Source organism: Xanthomonas sp. WCS2018Noco2-27 (genome assembly GCF_031843525.1).
Lineage (GTDB): Bacteria > Pseudomonadota > Gammaproteobacteria > Xanthomonadales > Xanthomonadaceae > Xanthomonas.
This window is the reverse complement of the sequence record NZ_JAVTIK010000010.1, coordinates 16,396-30,717: the sequence shown is the minus strand read 5'-3', so window position 1 is coordinate 30,717 and position 14,322 is coordinate 16,396. Positions and strand designations below refer to the sequence as shown.

The following is a 14,322-nucleotide window of genomic DNA, read 5'->3' as shown; positions in this document are numbered from 1 at the left end:
ATGATCGCCACGTGCGATCACTCAGGAGACAGGTATGGGACTTTTCAAGATGGTGACGGCCGGCGCTGTGGGTTATGTGGCATATAGAGCTTGGCAGCGTAGTCAGGGTCTGGCAGCAAACACGCAACTCGAGCAGGGCGCACGCGAGGATCGGCAAACCGCGCAATCTGCCATCGGGACGCCGCCGCATGGAGACCCGCTGCGCACCAGTGTTGGTGATGCACGCGACCGCCAGCAGGCGCTGGGCGCGTTGGCCATCTTCAACGAGCAAGAGCGCACGCTAGCGCAGCTGGCCGTGGTCAAAGGCGTCGAAGGCGAGCTGCTGGATTTCGCACGCAAGATGGATGAAGCACATAGCACTGCATTGACCGACCTCAGCCGTTTCGCACCAGATCGTAGCGGTCCGCTGGGACAAGCCGCATCCGCGCGTTCGAAGAGCGCACGCGACCAGCTGCAAGCGTTGCACGGGCAGGCATTCGAAACGCAGTATCTGCAAACTGCCGTGCGCAGCCACTCGCAGGCACTGGAACTGCTGGACAAACAATTGAGCAGCGAGCCGGGCTCCAGCGATCTGGGTAAGGAGCTGCAGCGCACGCGCGAAACCATCGCCGAGCATCTGGACCATGCGAAGGCACTCAGCGCGAAGCAGACCCAGCCGCACTGAGATCAGCTAGCGGTACTGCAGAGCAGCTAATAAACGGCTGCGTTGTGGCTAGGCAGACGTGATGGTCGCTCAATGAGGCATGTGCCACTCGTGCAACCGATTTTGAAAGTACTTTCTACGCCCCATCTGGCAGAAGTCAGTGACACTCTGCTAGCCGCTCTAGAGCCAGCAACATCGTTATGTTCGACCAGGGTTTTCGGTGGACTGTTGAATGCTGGATCAAGTGACCGTCGGGCGCGAGTATTGAACTCCAAGGTGATCATCGCGCAGCGTAAATAAGACAGGCAGCCAAAGCTGCCTGTCTTTTTGACTGAAGTACGGTACGCGACTGCGCACTGTAGTCACCTGGCGCAACTGACGCAGTGCGGTCTTGCGTTGGATTGAATCGGCAAGCCGAGTAATGTGCTTCTCATGCTGTCGCAGGTGCCAGCATGATTCGAAGCCAGCGGCAACCCTATTTCTGTCAAACATACCCGCATCCCCCTCATGGGTGACGCGGGCACGATCACATCACGCGCGCGTTAAAGCGTGACAGCGCCGCCGGAGATCGTCAGCAGCGTGCCCGAGGTGTAGCTGGCCGTGTCGGCTGCGAGCATGACGTAGGCCGAGGCCAATTCCACCGGCTGCCCAGGACGTCCCATCGGTGTCTGCGCTCCGAAATTCTCCACCGATTCTTCGTCCATGCCAGAGGGAATGAATGGCGTCCAGATCGGGCCTGGGAGCACTGCGTTAACGCGGATCTTTTTTTCGGCGAGTACGCCGGCTAGGCCGATGGTGAGATTGGCCAAGGCACCCTTGGTGGCCGCGTAAGGCAGGATGTTGGGGGTTGGCTTCTTCGATTGCACCGATGCAGTGTTGATAATAGAACCACCATCTTTCATCAAGGGCGCAGACAGCTGCACCAGATTGAAGACGGCGTGTACGTTGGTGTCGAAGGTCTTGCGCCACTCGTCCAACGTAATGTCTTCGAAGTTTTGGAAATATTTCTGATAGCCGGCATTGTTGACCAGGATATCCAGGCCGCCGAAGGCGCTGTTGACCTTGTCGATCAATGCGGCTGCCTGGCTAGGGTCGCTGATGTCGCACCCCACCAACAATGCCTTGACGCCGGCTTTCTCGATCAGTGCTCCGATCTTGGCGGCATCTTCCTGCTCATCAGGCAGAAATGCGATGGCCACATCGGCGCCTTCACGAGCATAGGCGATCGCAACGGCCGCACCGATGCCGCTATCGCCACCGGTGATCAAGGCACGCTTGCCCTTCAATTGCCCATGGCCGACATAACTGTCTTCGCCGTGGTCCGGGCGTGGGTCCATCTTTTCGGTGCGGCCCGGGAAGCTTTGCTGCTGGGGCTTGAATGGCGGACGCGGGTAATTGGGTACGGGCATGATCGTCTCCTGACGGTGGGTTTGCTGACAGGCAGCGCGCGAGTGCTGCGCTGAAAGCCAGTGTGGGCATGCAAACGTAAACATCAGGACTAGGCGATGTCGGCAGCGCGTGTGCTGGCGACCCACGCGTGGGTAGCGCAGCTGTCTGCTCGGTTACGGAGTTGCATTGATCGGCGTGCGCGTCGTTGCGAGCTTCATGTGTTCTTGCTCACTGCATTCGATACTGAGCGCATTGTCAGGAGACCTCCCATGTTTTTGCGCCGTAACGGGCTGTCGCTGTGTCTGCTTGCGCTGACCTTGTTTTTCATCGGCTGCCAGATCTATACCGGGCTCCACGCCTACAACACGGAGCTGCGCGAGCATGGATTGCCCACGCTGCAGCTGGCGGCCTATCTGCACAGCCCGCACTTCATGTCTGCGTTGTTCGAGAATTGGGAAAGCGAATTTTTGCAGATGGGCATGTACGTATTGCTGACGGTCAAGTTGCGTCAGGTGGGGTCCGCGGAATCGCGCCCGCTCGACCCCAATGAAGAGCACACGTCGATCAAGTCAGGCCCTGCGCCGTGGCCGGTACGTGCCGGTGGGCTGTGGCTGCGCCTGTACCAGCATTCGCTGGCGATCGCGTTTGGCATCCTGTTCCTGGTGAGTTTTGTGTTGCATCTGATCGGCAGCTGGCGGCTGGAGCTGCTGGAACGTGCACAGAAGGGCTTGCCACCGATCAGCATGCTCGACCATTTCACCGATGCCGGGTTCTGGTTCGAGTCGATGCAAAACTGGCAAAGCGAATTTCTGGCGGTGTTTTCACTGGTGGTCTTGACGATCTGGCTGCGCCAGAAGGACTCGCCACAATCCAAACCAGTCGAGGCGCCACATTCGCAAACCGGCGGATGATGGCAGTGGCAAGCCCGCTGCGCAGACACTAGGCGGACCCGCTAGAGAGCACTTCACGCCATCACACAGCGTCGTTCACCGCACTGCAATGTGCCTTGGCCTAGCGTGACATCACACCGCGACGCAGGAGATGCAGATGGGGACCGAACCGAAAAAGCCATGGGGCCCTGACGCCGATCAGAGCAAGCCATTTACGCCGCAGGAAAAACGCAACGAAGATGCGGACTGGAAAGTGCACGACATGCCCGACGAGGACCGTGACGTGAACAAGGCCGACCCGGAGCACGATTACGAACGACCGGATGGATCGGAAAAGCGCTGAGATCTTCTCGCAATTGGATAGCACAGCGCCCGCAAATGCTGACGTTGTGCTATCTGCCGCGTTGTGATGTCATGCCCGCACTCCACGCCGCGCAGCGCTGGAGCGGGCTCAATGGTGATAGCCCACATCCGCCGCGATCTTGCCGCGGAACACGCGATACGACCACACCGTATATCCCAACACCAGCGGCAACAGCACGATCAGGCCAACCATCGGAAAGATCTGCGACGACGGTGGCGCGGCCGCCTGCCAGATGGTGTAACTCGGCGGTACCAGATACGGCCACATGCCCAGCACCAGCCCGATGAAGCCCAGCACGAAGATCGCCAGCGTCAGCAAGAACGGCGAGGCATCGCTGCGTGAGCTGTCGCTGCTACGCCACAGCGCCAGTGCTACTGCCGCGGTCACCACCGGAATGGGAGACAACCACCAGAAGTTTCCACCCGCAAACCAGCGCGCCATCACGTGCGAGCTCAGGAACGGCAGCCACGCGCTGACCAGCACCAAGAAAGTCACCACCACACCGACCAGCGGCTTGGTCAGCTGACGCGCCAGGGTGTGCGTGCGCCCCTCGGTCTTGAGGATCAGCCAGGTGCTGCCGAGCAGCGCATAGCCAAACACCAAGGCCGCGCCGGTGAGCATGGTGAACGGGCTGAACCAGCCGAATACTCCGCCGATATAGCGCCCGTTCTCCAACGCCATGCCTTCTACCAGCGCACCCAGAATGATGCCTTGCGCGAATGCAGTGAGGATCGAGCCCGCGATGAACGACAGCGTCCACAGCCGTCGCGAGCGCTGCGCCTTGAAGCGGAACTCGAAGGCCACGCCGCGGAACACCAGCGCCATCACCATCAATAGCACCGGCAGATACAGCCCGGACAGGATCACCGCGTACGCCGCTGGAAATGCCGCGAACAACCCTGCGCCACCGAGCACCAGCCAGGTCTCGTTTCCGTCCCAGATCGGCGCGGCAGTGTTCATCATCAGGTCCACTTCCTGCTCGTCGCGTGCGAAAGGCGCCAGCATGCCCAACCCCAACACAAAGCCATCGAGCACCACGTACATCAGCACGCCAAAGCCGATGACGCCGAACCACGCCACCGGCAACCAGTAACTTAGTTCCACGGTGCGTTCTCCTGCTCCAACGCGGTGTCTGCTGCCGACAACGGGCGTGCTGGGGTGTGTTCGCCGCCGGCCACGTCCGGGCCGTCGTGACTGGGCTGCGGGCCGGCGCGGACCAGCTTGGTCAGATAGAAGATGCCGAAACCGAACACGAACGCGTAGCCCAGCACATACACCAGCAGCGACACCGCCACGGTGGCTGTCGATTGCGGGCCCACCGCGTCGGCGGTGCGCAGCAGTCCATACACCACCCACGGCTGTCGCCCGATCTCGGTGACGAACCAGCCGGCGACCAGGGCGATAAAGCCGGCCGGCAGCATCACGTTCCAGGCCAGGATCAGCGCTTTTGCATGCAGTCGGCCGCGCCACCAGGCGATGGCGGAAATCCACGACAGCAACAGCATCGCCATACCCAGGCCGACCATGATGCGGAACGCAAAGAACACCGGCGCCACCGGTGGCCGCTGATCGCGCGGCACCGAGGTCAGCGGGGTGATCTCGCCATCGATGCTGTGGGTCAGGATCAGGCTGCCCAGACGCGGAATAGCGACTTCATAGTCGTTGCGCTCGGCCTCGGCATTGGGCAACGCAAACACCACCAGCGGCACGCCGGCGCCGGCTTTTTCGTTATGCCAGTGCGCTTCCATGGCCGCCACTTTGAGCGGCTGATGTTCGAGCGTGTTGAGGCCGTGCTGGTCGCCGACCATGACCTGGATAGGCAGCACGATGGCCGCAAAGGCCACCGACAGCCGCAACATGCGCGCCGCCTCGGTCAGATGCACGCCCTTGCGCAAGTAATACGCCGCCACACCGCCCACCACGAAGCAGGTGGTGATGAACGAGCCCAGCGCCATATGCGCAAGCCGATACGGAAACGATGGGTTGAAGATGATCTGCATCCAGCTCACTGGATGCACGATGCCATTGACCATCGCGTAGCCCTGCGGCGTATGCAGCCAGCTGTTGGACGACAGGATCCAGAAGGTGGACACCAGCGTACCGATCGCCACCATGCAGGTCGCAAAGAAGTGCAGCTTCTCCGACACGCGACCCCAGCCGAACAGCATCACGCCAAGAAAGCTCGCTTCCAGAAAAAACGCGGTGAGGACTTCATAGCTCAGCAGCGGCCCGATCACGCTGCCGGCAATGCGGCTGAGCTCCGGCCAGTTGGCGCCGAACTGGAACGCCATCACGATGCCGCTGACCACGCCCATGCCGAAGGAGACGGCGAAGATGCGCAACCAGAAAAAGTACAGCCGCTTCCACCCCTCGTCGTGCGTGCGTAGCCAACGCCATTCCAGAAAGCCCAGCAGATTCGCAAGGCCAATGGTGAAGGCGGGGAACAACACATGGAACGAAATGACGAAGGCGAACTGGATGCGGGACAACAACAGCGCTTCCACAGGGATCTCCCTAGTGCCGGACGAGCGTGGGTACGTTCACGGCGACACTGGCGTGGCAAAGGTGATGGTCATTGGTGATCGTGATCGTGGGATCGGGGCTGACGTACAACGTCAGCATCTCGGGAAAGCGCTGCGCTATTGCGTTGCGCCTCGTCATGCTGCGGACCGCAAGCGTGTGCGCATGCGGCACTGAAGGTTAATCTGGCATAGCGAGCGCAACTGCAAGGTGGCAGTGCCGCGTTGCCGCGCCCGTTATCCGCGTGCCTGCCGTAGGGTTGCCTACAACGGCGCGCCGACTACGTACTACGTAAGTGCCGCAGGCAGCGTGGTGCCAACCAGTCGGCAAGGGCCGCATTGGTCGAACCCGGGGTAAGACACAGTGCGTCGCGCACTGCCTTGATCGCCTGATGTTCGGTCAGATCCGGCTGCGCGTTGTAGGCATCGCAGACGGCGCGCACGGTGCTTTCGGGGATGCCATCGAAGGAGTGATAGCCAAGCTGGCCACGCCGATGCTGGTCCCGCCAATACGTCAATTCGTTTTGCACATCGGCGTGGCGATGTACCGACACTGCATGCATGAGACACCTCGCTCGGCTAGGTCAGGGAGCAATGTTTGCGCGTTGAAAGTACGTTGCTGTGAGGATGGCCTGCACGCCGTCTCCACACGGCACGCGCCGGCAGTGGATCACGTCTCAGGCCACTACGTTCACTGGCCGGCTGGTTTAATACAGCTGTCGGCATCAGCTCACATCACTTCCGGCCAAACCACCGGTTGCGATGCAACAGCACAAGCGAACTGATCCATTGAGTTCAGCCCGGCTGCGCACTCCAAGAATGCGCGGCAACCGTGCTGGCAAACCTTGCACTGTTTGGCGTTTCGGCATGCACGGCGCGGCGACCGACCCCGACCATGACGCTTGGCACTGGCAAATTCAGGCCCAGCCGTGCGTACTTCGCGTATGACGCGGCGAGCTCGACTTAGGGGGGGAAGGGCGCCGTTCGATCACGATGGTCGTGACTGCAGCGTGCAATCTCGTGGTGATACGCAGGCGCACTCTTCGCGCCGCCGTCACAATTCTCAACTGAACATGTACTAGTCATTGCGGACAGAAGCGCTCATGGACCGTCTTTCCTGCGCCATCATCGACGACGACGTGGAGTTCTGCGATCAGGTGGTGGAGTTAGCCACCGATAGCGGCTTCCGTGCCAAGGGTATTCACACTCTTGGCGAAGCCAGCCGTTGGTTGGACAGCAATTTCCCCGATCTATTGGTCGTGGACGTTGGCCTGCCCGACGGCAGCGGTTTCGATCTCATCGAACGGTTGGACCCGGACCACACACCGAAGATCGTGGTGGTGTCGGGCGATTACGCCTATGAAACCCAGGGCCGCGCGCAGCAGTTCGGCGTCAGCGAGTTCTTGACCAAGCCGTTCGCGCCGGAGCGCCTGGAGCGCGTGCTGGGTGGCCTGCGTGAGGCGCAGCAGGGCAATCTGGGCATCATTGGCAATAGCGACAGCATCGTGCTGTTGCGCAAGGACATCGTGCGCGTGGCGCCGACCGATTTGAATGTGCTGGTGACTGGCGAGACCGGCACCGGCAAGGATCTGGTCGCTCGTGCCATCCACCGGGTGTCCGGCCGTCGCGGTCGCTTCGTGCCGGTCAACTGCGGTGCGATTCCGGAAGAGTTGCTGGCCAGCCAGCTGTTCGGCCACGAGCGCGGCAGCTTCACCGGCGCCGACCGTCGTCACGCCGGATTCCTGGAACAGGCCGCCGATGGCACGCTGTTTCTGGATGAGATCGGCGAAATGCCCAAGCGGCTGCAGGTCTATCTGCTGCGGGCGATCGAGTCGCGTAGTTTCATGCGTATTGGCGGCAACGAAGAGATTGCGCTGGATGCCCGCGTGGTTGCGGCCACGCATCAGCATGTGCAGCGTGAGCACGCGGTGCTGCGCGAGGATTTGTTCTACCGCCTCAACGAGTACCCGATCCAGGTGCCGGCGCTGCGCGAACGCCGCGGCGATGCGCGCGTGCTGGGGCTGCGCGTGATCAACGAACTCAACGTCAAATACGGCAAGCGCAAGCTGCCGACCAAGTCGCTGCTGCGCTATCTGGCGTATCACACCTGGCCGGGCAACGTGCGCGAGCTGCGCTCGTTCATCCACTATCTGTATCTGCGCTCGGACGGCGATCTGCTGACTGCGCCGGATGTGGAGCAGACCGTGCCGCAGGCCGACGAAGACGGGTTGCTGATTCCGGCCGGCTGGACCATGCGTCAGGCCGAGGACGCCATGATCGAATCGGCCCTGGCACGTACGCGCTTCAACAAGAAGGCGGCGGCACGCGAGTTGGGGATCAGCGTGCGGACGCTGCACAACCGGTTGAGCGACAAGGACGCGTAGTGACGGACGCTGCATTGCAGGGACGGCAGCGCGAGCTGCTGCATCAGTTGCGTAACCGTCTCAACGTGATGGGTTTTGCGTTGTACGCCTTGCGCAGCGACACCTCCAAGCCAATGGAGACGCTGCGTAACGCGCATCAGTCCGCCACTGAACTGCTCAACCAGCTGGGCGAGCAAGAGCGTGCCCAGCAACTGGCCGACGACCCGCACCCCGAGGCATCGCCGGCAGCACTGCCGCCTGGCGACCACTGATCCGTCGTGCTCTTCTGACTGGGTGTGCTGGGTCTGCGATCTGGTGACGGTTAGCAGTCGTGCCGATGCGGAAGCCCTGCGCGTGCAGATCAACTGCATCCAGATGCACAAGCCCATCGATGCTTCAGTGGTGGCCCTACTCGTATAACCGCCCTTCGGAGTCGAAGGTTTCGCGTGACGAGGTGGTGCTGTCTCAGGAGATGGAAGCACGCTTCGTGCGGAAGCTGGCCTGTCCGCACTATGCATTGGTAGATAGTGACCTTGTGCAGATACTGGAAACGAGCTGGATATGACCCACGGACGTTTGCAGTCAATCTCGAAGAGCTGAGTGACGCCAACCAAACGATTGAATCGTCCAGTAAAGCGTTTCTATCGCCGAACTGAAGAGCGGTGGACGCCGAACGATACGCACCGTGCCCATGCTACGCCGCCAAGTGGCGAACCCGGCCACAGCACGCGCGCTGAAAAGCGTGCGTGCTGTGGTGTAGAGCGCGTGCCGCTTCCACTGGCGGTACGGTGCTGTCCTTGATGCACAGCGCCGCCCCTGTCAATAGCGCCGCCCCGCATGGTCGATCAGGCCGCCTTGCTGGTCCTGGCTGCTTTCTGGTTGCCGCCTTGTTCGGCAAGCAGGGTCAGCTTTTCGTCGGTGGCCTTTTCTTCTTCCAGCGTGGCCAGCAGCAGCGGCAGCGCATCGCTATAGCCGAGTTGCTTGGCCATTGCCGCAATAGTGCCGTACGAAGCGATCTCGTAATGCTCCACCTTCTGTGCGCCACCGATCAGTGCGGCGTCGCGCACGGGGCCGGCTTCGATTTCATCGATCACTTCGCGGCTTTCTTCCACCAGGCCTTCCATCGCCGCGCACTTGATGCGCTTGAGTTTGATGCCCAGCACCTCGACCACCTGGTCGATGCGTTCGATCTGACCCTGGGTTTCTTCAAGATGGGTTTCGAACGCGGCTTTCAATTTCGGCTCGGTCGCCGCACGTGCCAGACGCGGCAGCGATTTGGTGAGTTGTTTCTCGGCACTATAGATGTCCGACAGCTCGTGGATGAAAAGTTCTTCGATCGTCTTGATCGCCATGGGTGGTTCCCGTTGTTGGTCAGAGGTTTGAAATGTCGCGTTCGCCGCCTGGCGGTTACGCGTTTTGGTTGCTCGCGTTCGACAAACGCGAGCACGATGGTTTTCTGATACGTGATTAGCCAGCCGGCCAAAGCGTCTGGCCTCAGGCCGTATCGCGTGATCGCTAAGCTAGTCTTGCGAGTGTTAGCGCGATTAGTGGAAACGGTGATCCCGATGCGATGGCGGCCTGTGCCGTAACGAGTGCGTGCACGAATCGCTCGCGTGGGCGCGCGTTAGAGCACGCCAGCTGGCTAGCAGATGCTTCTACATGATCGTGCGTGCATCGCGGTCGCCTGCATCGGGCTGTATAGATGCGACGCGGCATTACTACGAATGCCGTCTTACTGAGATAACGACAGGCCATGCGCAGGCAACATATCGGCGATGGCATGCATGTGGGTGGCGTGTGTGCATGCGGCATAGACGGATGCGCTACAACGCAGTTCACACACCTGCACGAGATGTCCTATGACTCCGCTGGATAAACCGTTACGTCGCGAACTACAGATCGGCGACCAGGCATATACGTTGATCATTGACCCCGACGGGTTGAAGCTGGTCGAGAAAGGAAAACGCAAGGGCGTGCGCTTGCGCTGGGACGCGCTGATCAACGGCGATGCCGCACTGGCCATCGCCTTGAATGCCTCACTCGGCGATGGGTGAGGCATTCAAGGCGCCGTGCATAGCACCGCGACGACCCGCTTGACTCAGGTCGTCGGAAACAACTGCGCCAGCGTGCGTACTGCCGCTTCGGTTGCGGCCCGGTCGGGAGTTGCATCGGCATTATTGAAGTCGTTGGCGCCCTGCGCCTGTACCAGCAGCCCGTCGCGACGCGGCACCACGTTGAGATTGTGGCCGCGCCAGACCAGACCGTAGGTGACCTCCGGTTGCGGGAGCAGGCGTGCGGTCTGGCCACGCACCGGAATCACGCTGTCGTCGCCCAGCAGTGCACGCGCGCCGTAGCCGGTGGCGTTGATCACGATTTTTTCGCGCAGGTCGGCAAACTGACGCGGATCGTCGAAGCTGCGTGTGTAAAGCTCGCCGCCCGCCTGCAGAAAATCCTGTAGCAACAGCCGCGCATATGCGCTGATGTTGAAGGTCAGCTGGCTGTAGCGCCGCACGAACGGTACCGGGAACGGGTGGCTGCCGGCAGTCAGTGCTTGCGAGCGCGGGCCAAGGTCGTGCAGCAGCGTGCGTTCCAGTGGCGGGTAGTCTGGTTCGTGCGCCTCGGCCGAGGTGACCGGTTGATCGAACGGCACATCCGACAAGGCATAGCCATCGCGCCATTCGATCGGCTCGCCGGGCAGGCCGAGCAGGGTCTGATATCGGCGAAACGAGATCCGCGCCATCTCTTCCCAGCGCGTCTTGAAATCGGCTGTGGCGTGCTCGCTGGTGCAGACGCGCGAATCCGGCGACCACACGCCGGTGGCATAGAACGAGCGCACGTCCGGCAGCCGCTCGCGGGCATAAATGCGCACGCGCAGGCCGGCGCGTTGCGCTGCCACCGCCGTGGTCAGCCCAATCGCGCCGCAGCCGATCACTGCCAGCTCGCGCACGTTTGCATCGGCCGCGCGCACCAGTCGCAACGTGTGTTCGGCCGCGCCCCACGACAATGACCAACCGCTGCCGCCGTGCCCGTAGTTGTGCACCACGGTCTTGCGTCCGATGCGTTCTGCCTCGATGCGCGGACCCTGCGCGCGGAACGGCCGCGTGCAGCCGTCGATGGCGATGATGCGATCGACCGATGCGCGCATCGGCGTCAGTGCGGGCGTGGCAGCGAAGGGAATCGGCAATGCATCGGGCGGCGGCAGCGGTGTGGACGGCGCAATGGCCGCCTTGCCGGTGGCGGCCCAACTGCCGGTCGAAGCGGCCGCAAGCGCAAGGCCTGCGCTGTGCAGAAAATGACGGCGGTGCATGCGACTCCTGCGCGGTGGTGTGGAGGGTGGTCGACCGACTGCGATGTAAGACGCGCCGGCGTCCCGCAGCAACACAGCGGGGCCACCCGATGGCAACGCACGCCGACCTGGCACGACAGCGTGCTAGGCCGCCTGCTTTACGGCAACCAGGCAAGCGGTCTGTTGCTTGCGTGTGTCGAGCATACCGCGCAGGCCTTGGCCTGCCGACCAGCCAGGTCGGGTTTCGTCCTGCGATCCCGGTACTTGAGGTGGCGCTGACGGCCATTCGTCGCCCGGGGCTTTCGCAGCCGCACGTGCCGGCTATGCTCGCTCCCGTCCCATCTCCGACGAGTCCCTACCGTGTCTGCCAGCGTCTTTCTGATCGTGCGTATCGTGTTCGCCTGGGCTGCAGCGCTGGTGGTGGCGGGCAGCATGTGGGCACAGCTGTTCGGCTCTACCGGCGCGTTCTTCGGCCTGATCTGCATGGTGCTGTTGACGCTGGCGTTGATGAGCGCGATTACCCATGTGCGGCGCGTCCGCCTGATCGCCGGACGGTTGGACCACGACACCTTGTCCACGCGTCAGCGCCGCCAGATCGAAGTGCCGCTGGAGGCGCAGGCCAGCTTTGCGGTGGTGGAAGAGGCGGTGCGTGCGCTGCCTCGCGTGCAGGATGTCGAATGCGCGCCGGGCAGCTTGCTGATCCGTGCCAAGATCCGCCGCTTCGACCCATACGCAGGCCGCAAGCCTTCGCGCTGGAATCTGTTTGCGCGCTTTGCCATTACCCACAACCAGGTGCTGGTGACGATTGCGCCGGGGCAGGGCACCAGCAGCGTCACCGTGTTGTGCGAGCCCGATGCCGGCGCCTGGGTGGACCTGTTTGCGGTGGACGAAGGCAGTAACTTCGAGAATGCCGAAGCGATGAATCGCGCGGTGGTGCGCCGGGTCGGTGAGCAGCGTCGCGACGAGCAGGCCGCCGCCGAGCAATCGGTGATGGAGAAGGAACTGGCCGTGGCGCGCTTGAACCTGCTGCATGCGCAGGTGGAGCCGCACTTTCTCTACAACACGCTGGCCAGCGCCCAGGTATTGGCGCGCACCGACCCGCCGCGCGCCGACATCATGATCGGCCACTTGATCCAGTACCTGCGCCGCTCGCTGCCCAGCGCGGACGATGCCACTTCCACATTGGGCGAAGAGCTCGAACGCACCCAGGCGTATCTGGAAATCCTGCGCATCCGCATGGGCACGCGGCTGGCGCTGCAGGTGGAAGTGCCGTACGAGCTGCGCGCCCTGCAGGTGCCGTCGATGATGTTGCAGACGCTGGTGGAAAACGCCATCAAGCACGGGCTGGAGCCCAAGCCCGGCGGCGGTACCGTGTGGATCCTGGCGCGCTGCCTGGACGAGCGCCAGGCCACACTGACCGTTGCCGACGACGGCCAGGGGTTCAACACCCATAGCCACGGCACCGGCATCGGGCTGAAGAATCTGCGCGAGCGGCTGCAGTTGATCTATGCCGGCACCGCCAGCTTTGCCATCGTGTCCAATTTCCCCAGCGGTGTGGCGGCCACGCTCACGCTGCCCTTGCCGGCGCAACCGGCCGCGCCGCGCCCGCCGCCGCTGCCTGACGCCGCCACCACCGAGCAGGTGCAGGCGTGAGCGCGCTACGTGCGGTGATTGCCGAAGACGAAGCGCTGCTGCGGCAGTCCTTGCTCGCGCTGCTGGCCGAGGTGTGCCCGCAACTGCAGGTGGTGGGCGAATGCGAAGACGGCGCCAGCGCGCTGGAGACCATCGCCACTCAGCAGCCGGATGTGGTGTTTCTGGATATCCGCATGCCCGGCCTCACCGGCATCGAGGTGGCACGCGCGATGCGCGAGGTCAGCCCGCGCACGCAGGTGGTGTTTGTCACCGCCTACGATCAGTACGCCATCGATGCGTTCGAACACGGTGCGGTGGACTACCTGCTCAAGCCGATCAACCGCGAACGTCTGCAGGCCACCTGGCAACGCGTGCAGCAACGCGCCGCCGCCGGGCAGCCGGACGGCAGCTTGCTGGAAGCGCTCTTGCAGCGTCTCTCTGCACGCCCGGCAGCGCCCGGCGTCGCGCCGCCACTGGCCTGGCTCACTGCCACCAGCGGCCGCGAGACGCGTTTGATCGCACTGGATGAGGTGGCGTATTTCCAGGCCGATCAGAAATACACCACGGTGATGACGGCCGGCGCGGAGGCGCTGCTGCGTACCCCGCTGCGCGAGTTGCTCGATGTGCTCGATCCGCAGGTGTTCAAGCAGATCCACCGCTCCACCATCGTCAACATGAAGGCGGTGGCTTCGGTAGTGCGCGACGACACCGGCAAGGGCCGGCTGGCGCTGCGCGGGCGCAGCGAAACGCTCACCGTCAGCCAGCCGTTTATGAGCCTGTTCCGCGGCATGTAATCCCCCGTCTCCCCCATACCGCATCGACAAGAAAGGACTGCTTCCATGCGCCTGATCGCCTCCCTGGTGTATTGCCTGCTCGCCCTGGCCGGCTGCCACGAACGCAACGGCACCACTTCGATCACCCGCGCCACCAGCGATGGCCGCGACGTGCTTTTCAGCAAGACCTTGGTCACCGACGCCGAGACCAATGTGCATTGCCTGGCCAGCAGCAGCGGCCAGTGCCATTACCTGATCTATGAAGAGCAGTGCCCGGCTGCCACGACCGCCGCCACGGCCAGCGGCGGCACACCGGCGCCGGTGTGTGCGCGCAAGACGCTGGACAGCTTTGCGCTGCTGCCCGGGCAGGTCCGCGCGCTACGCGGTCTTCCGGCGGCAGCCCACACCTGCGTGGACCGCAGCGTGCCCGCTGCCGAGTGCCACGGGTAAGCCGCGGCGCGTG

At 62.7% G+C, this 14,322-nt stretch carries 15 protein-coding genes; 9 read left to right on the top strand and 6 right to left on the bottom strand.

Features of this window, described 5'->3' with window-relative positions; all coding sequences use genetic code 11:
- Nucleotides 1–34: 34 nt before the first annotated feature.
- Nucleotides 35–664, top strand: a complete 630-nt coding sequence (locus RQH86_RS15775; protein ID WP_311239076.1) for a DUF4142 domain-containing protein — start codon at nt 35–37, stop codon at nt 662–664.
- A gap of 521 nt (nt 665–1,185) precedes the next feature.
- Here RQH86_RS15775 and RQH86_RS15770 read toward each other — a convergent pair.
- Nucleotides 1,186–2,052, bottom strand: a complete 867-nt coding sequence (locus RQH86_RS15770; RefSeq protein ID WP_311239077.1) for an SDR family oxidoreductase — start codon at nt 2,050–2,052, stop codon at nt 1,186–1,188.
- Nucleotides 2,053–2,301: 249 nt separating this feature from the next.
- On the opposite strand from RQH86_RS15770, the gene RQH86_RS15765 reads away from it, so the two are divergent.
- Nucleotides 2,302–2,943, top strand: a complete 642-nt coding sequence (locus RQH86_RS15765; RefSeq protein WP_311239078.1) for a DUF6766 family protein — start codon at nt 2,302–2,304, stop codon at nt 2,941–2,943.
- 136 nt (nt 2,944–3,079) lie between these two features.
- Entirely contained in the window at nt 3,080–3,265 is a 186-nt protein-coding gene (locus RQH86_RS15760; protein WP_055850226.1) for a hypothetical protein, read from the top strand.
- Between the two features lie 108 nt (nt 3,266–3,373).
- Here the strand turns inward: RQH86_RS15760 and cydB are convergent, their stop codons facing one another.
- The 3 genes from cydB to RQH86_RS15745 form a co-directional block, all read right to left on the bottom strand.
- Nucleotides 3,374–4,390, bottom strand: coding sequence for a cytochrome d ubiquinol oxidase subunit II (cydB, locus tag RQH86_RS15755; protein ID WP_311239079.1), 1,017 nt, complete (start codon nt 4,388–4,390; stop codon nt 3,374–3,376).
- Nucleotides 4,381–5,790, bottom strand: a complete 1,410-nt coding sequence (locus tag RQH86_RS15750; protein WP_311239080.1) for a cytochrome ubiquinol oxidase subunit I — start codon at nt 5,788–5,790, stop codon at nt 4,381–4,383. Before RQH86_RS15750 ends, cydB begins: the two co-directional genes overlap by 10 nt.
- A gap of 296 nt (nt 5,791–6,086) precedes the next feature.
- Nucleotides 6,087–6,368: a hypothetical protein gene (locus tag RQH86_RS15745; protein ID WP_311239081.1), complete on the bottom strand. Its 282-nt coding sequence runs from the start codon at nt 6,366–6,368 to the stop codon at nt 6,087–6,089.
- A 540-nt stretch (nt 6,369–6,908) separates the two neighbouring features.
- Here RQH86_RS15745 and RQH86_RS15740 point away from each other — a divergent pair.
- Entirely contained in the window at nt 6,909–8,189 is a 1,281-nt protein-coding gene (locus RQH86_RS15740; protein WP_115529002.1) for a sigma-54 dependent transcriptional regulator, read from the top strand.
- 68 nt (nt 8,190–8,257) lie between these two features.
- Nucleotides 8,258–8,440 carry a hypothetical protein gene (locus RQH86_RS15735; RefSeq protein WP_311239097.1) on the top strand — a complete coding sequence of 61 codons (183 nt, stop codon included), beginning with the start codon at nt 8,258–8,260 and terminating at the stop codon, nt 8,438–8,440.
- A gap of 573 nt (nt 8,441–9,013) precedes the next feature.
- On the opposite strand, the gene RQH86_RS15730 is transcribed toward RQH86_RS15735, so the two are convergent.
- Entirely contained in the window at nt 9,014–9,520 is a 507-nt protein-coding gene (locus RQH86_RS15730) for a ferritin-like domain-containing protein (RefSeq protein WP_311239082.1), read from the bottom strand.
- A 507-nt stretch (nt 9,521–10,027) separates the two neighbouring features.
- Here RQH86_RS15730 and RQH86_RS15725 point away from each other — a divergent pair.
- Entirely contained in the window at nt 10,028–10,222 is a 195-nt protein-coding gene (locus RQH86_RS15725) for a hypothetical protein (RefSeq protein WP_311239083.1), read from the top strand.
- Between the two features lie 44 nt (nt 10,223–10,266).
- Here RQH86_RS15725 and RQH86_RS15720 read toward each other — a convergent pair whose 3' ends face one another.
- Nucleotides 10,267–11,475 (bottom strand): FAD-dependent oxidoreductase, encoded by a 1,209-nt coding sequence (locus tag RQH86_RS15720; protein WP_311239084.1) that lies wholly within the window; start codon nt 11,473–11,475, stop codon nt 10,267–10,269.
- 339 nt (nt 11,476–11,814) lie between these two features.
- Here RQH86_RS15720 and RQH86_RS15715 point away from each other — a divergent pair, with 339 nt between their 5' ends.
- From RQH86_RS15715 to RQH86_RS15705, 3 genes are read left to right on the top strand one after another with little or no spacing between them, the layout of a single operon-like run.
- Nucleotides 11,815–13,107 (top strand): histidine kinase, encoded by a 1,293-nt coding sequence (locus RQH86_RS15715; protein ID WP_311239085.1) that lies wholly within the window; start codon nt 11,815–11,817, stop codon nt 13,105–13,107.
- A complete protein-coding gene (locus RQH86_RS15710) occupies nt 13,104–13,880 on the top strand; it encodes a LytTR family DNA-binding domain-containing protein (RefSeq protein WP_311239086.1) in 777 nt (258 codons plus the stop codon). Before RQH86_RS15715 ends, RQH86_RS15710 begins: the two co-directional genes overlap by 4 nt.
- 45 nt (nt 13,881–13,925) lie before the next feature.
- Nucleotides 13,926–14,309, top strand: a complete 384-nt coding sequence (locus RQH86_RS15705; protein ID WP_311239087.1) for a hypothetical protein — start codon at nt 13,926–13,928, stop codon at nt 14,307–14,309.
- Nucleotides 14,310–14,322 lie beyond the last annotated feature (13 nt).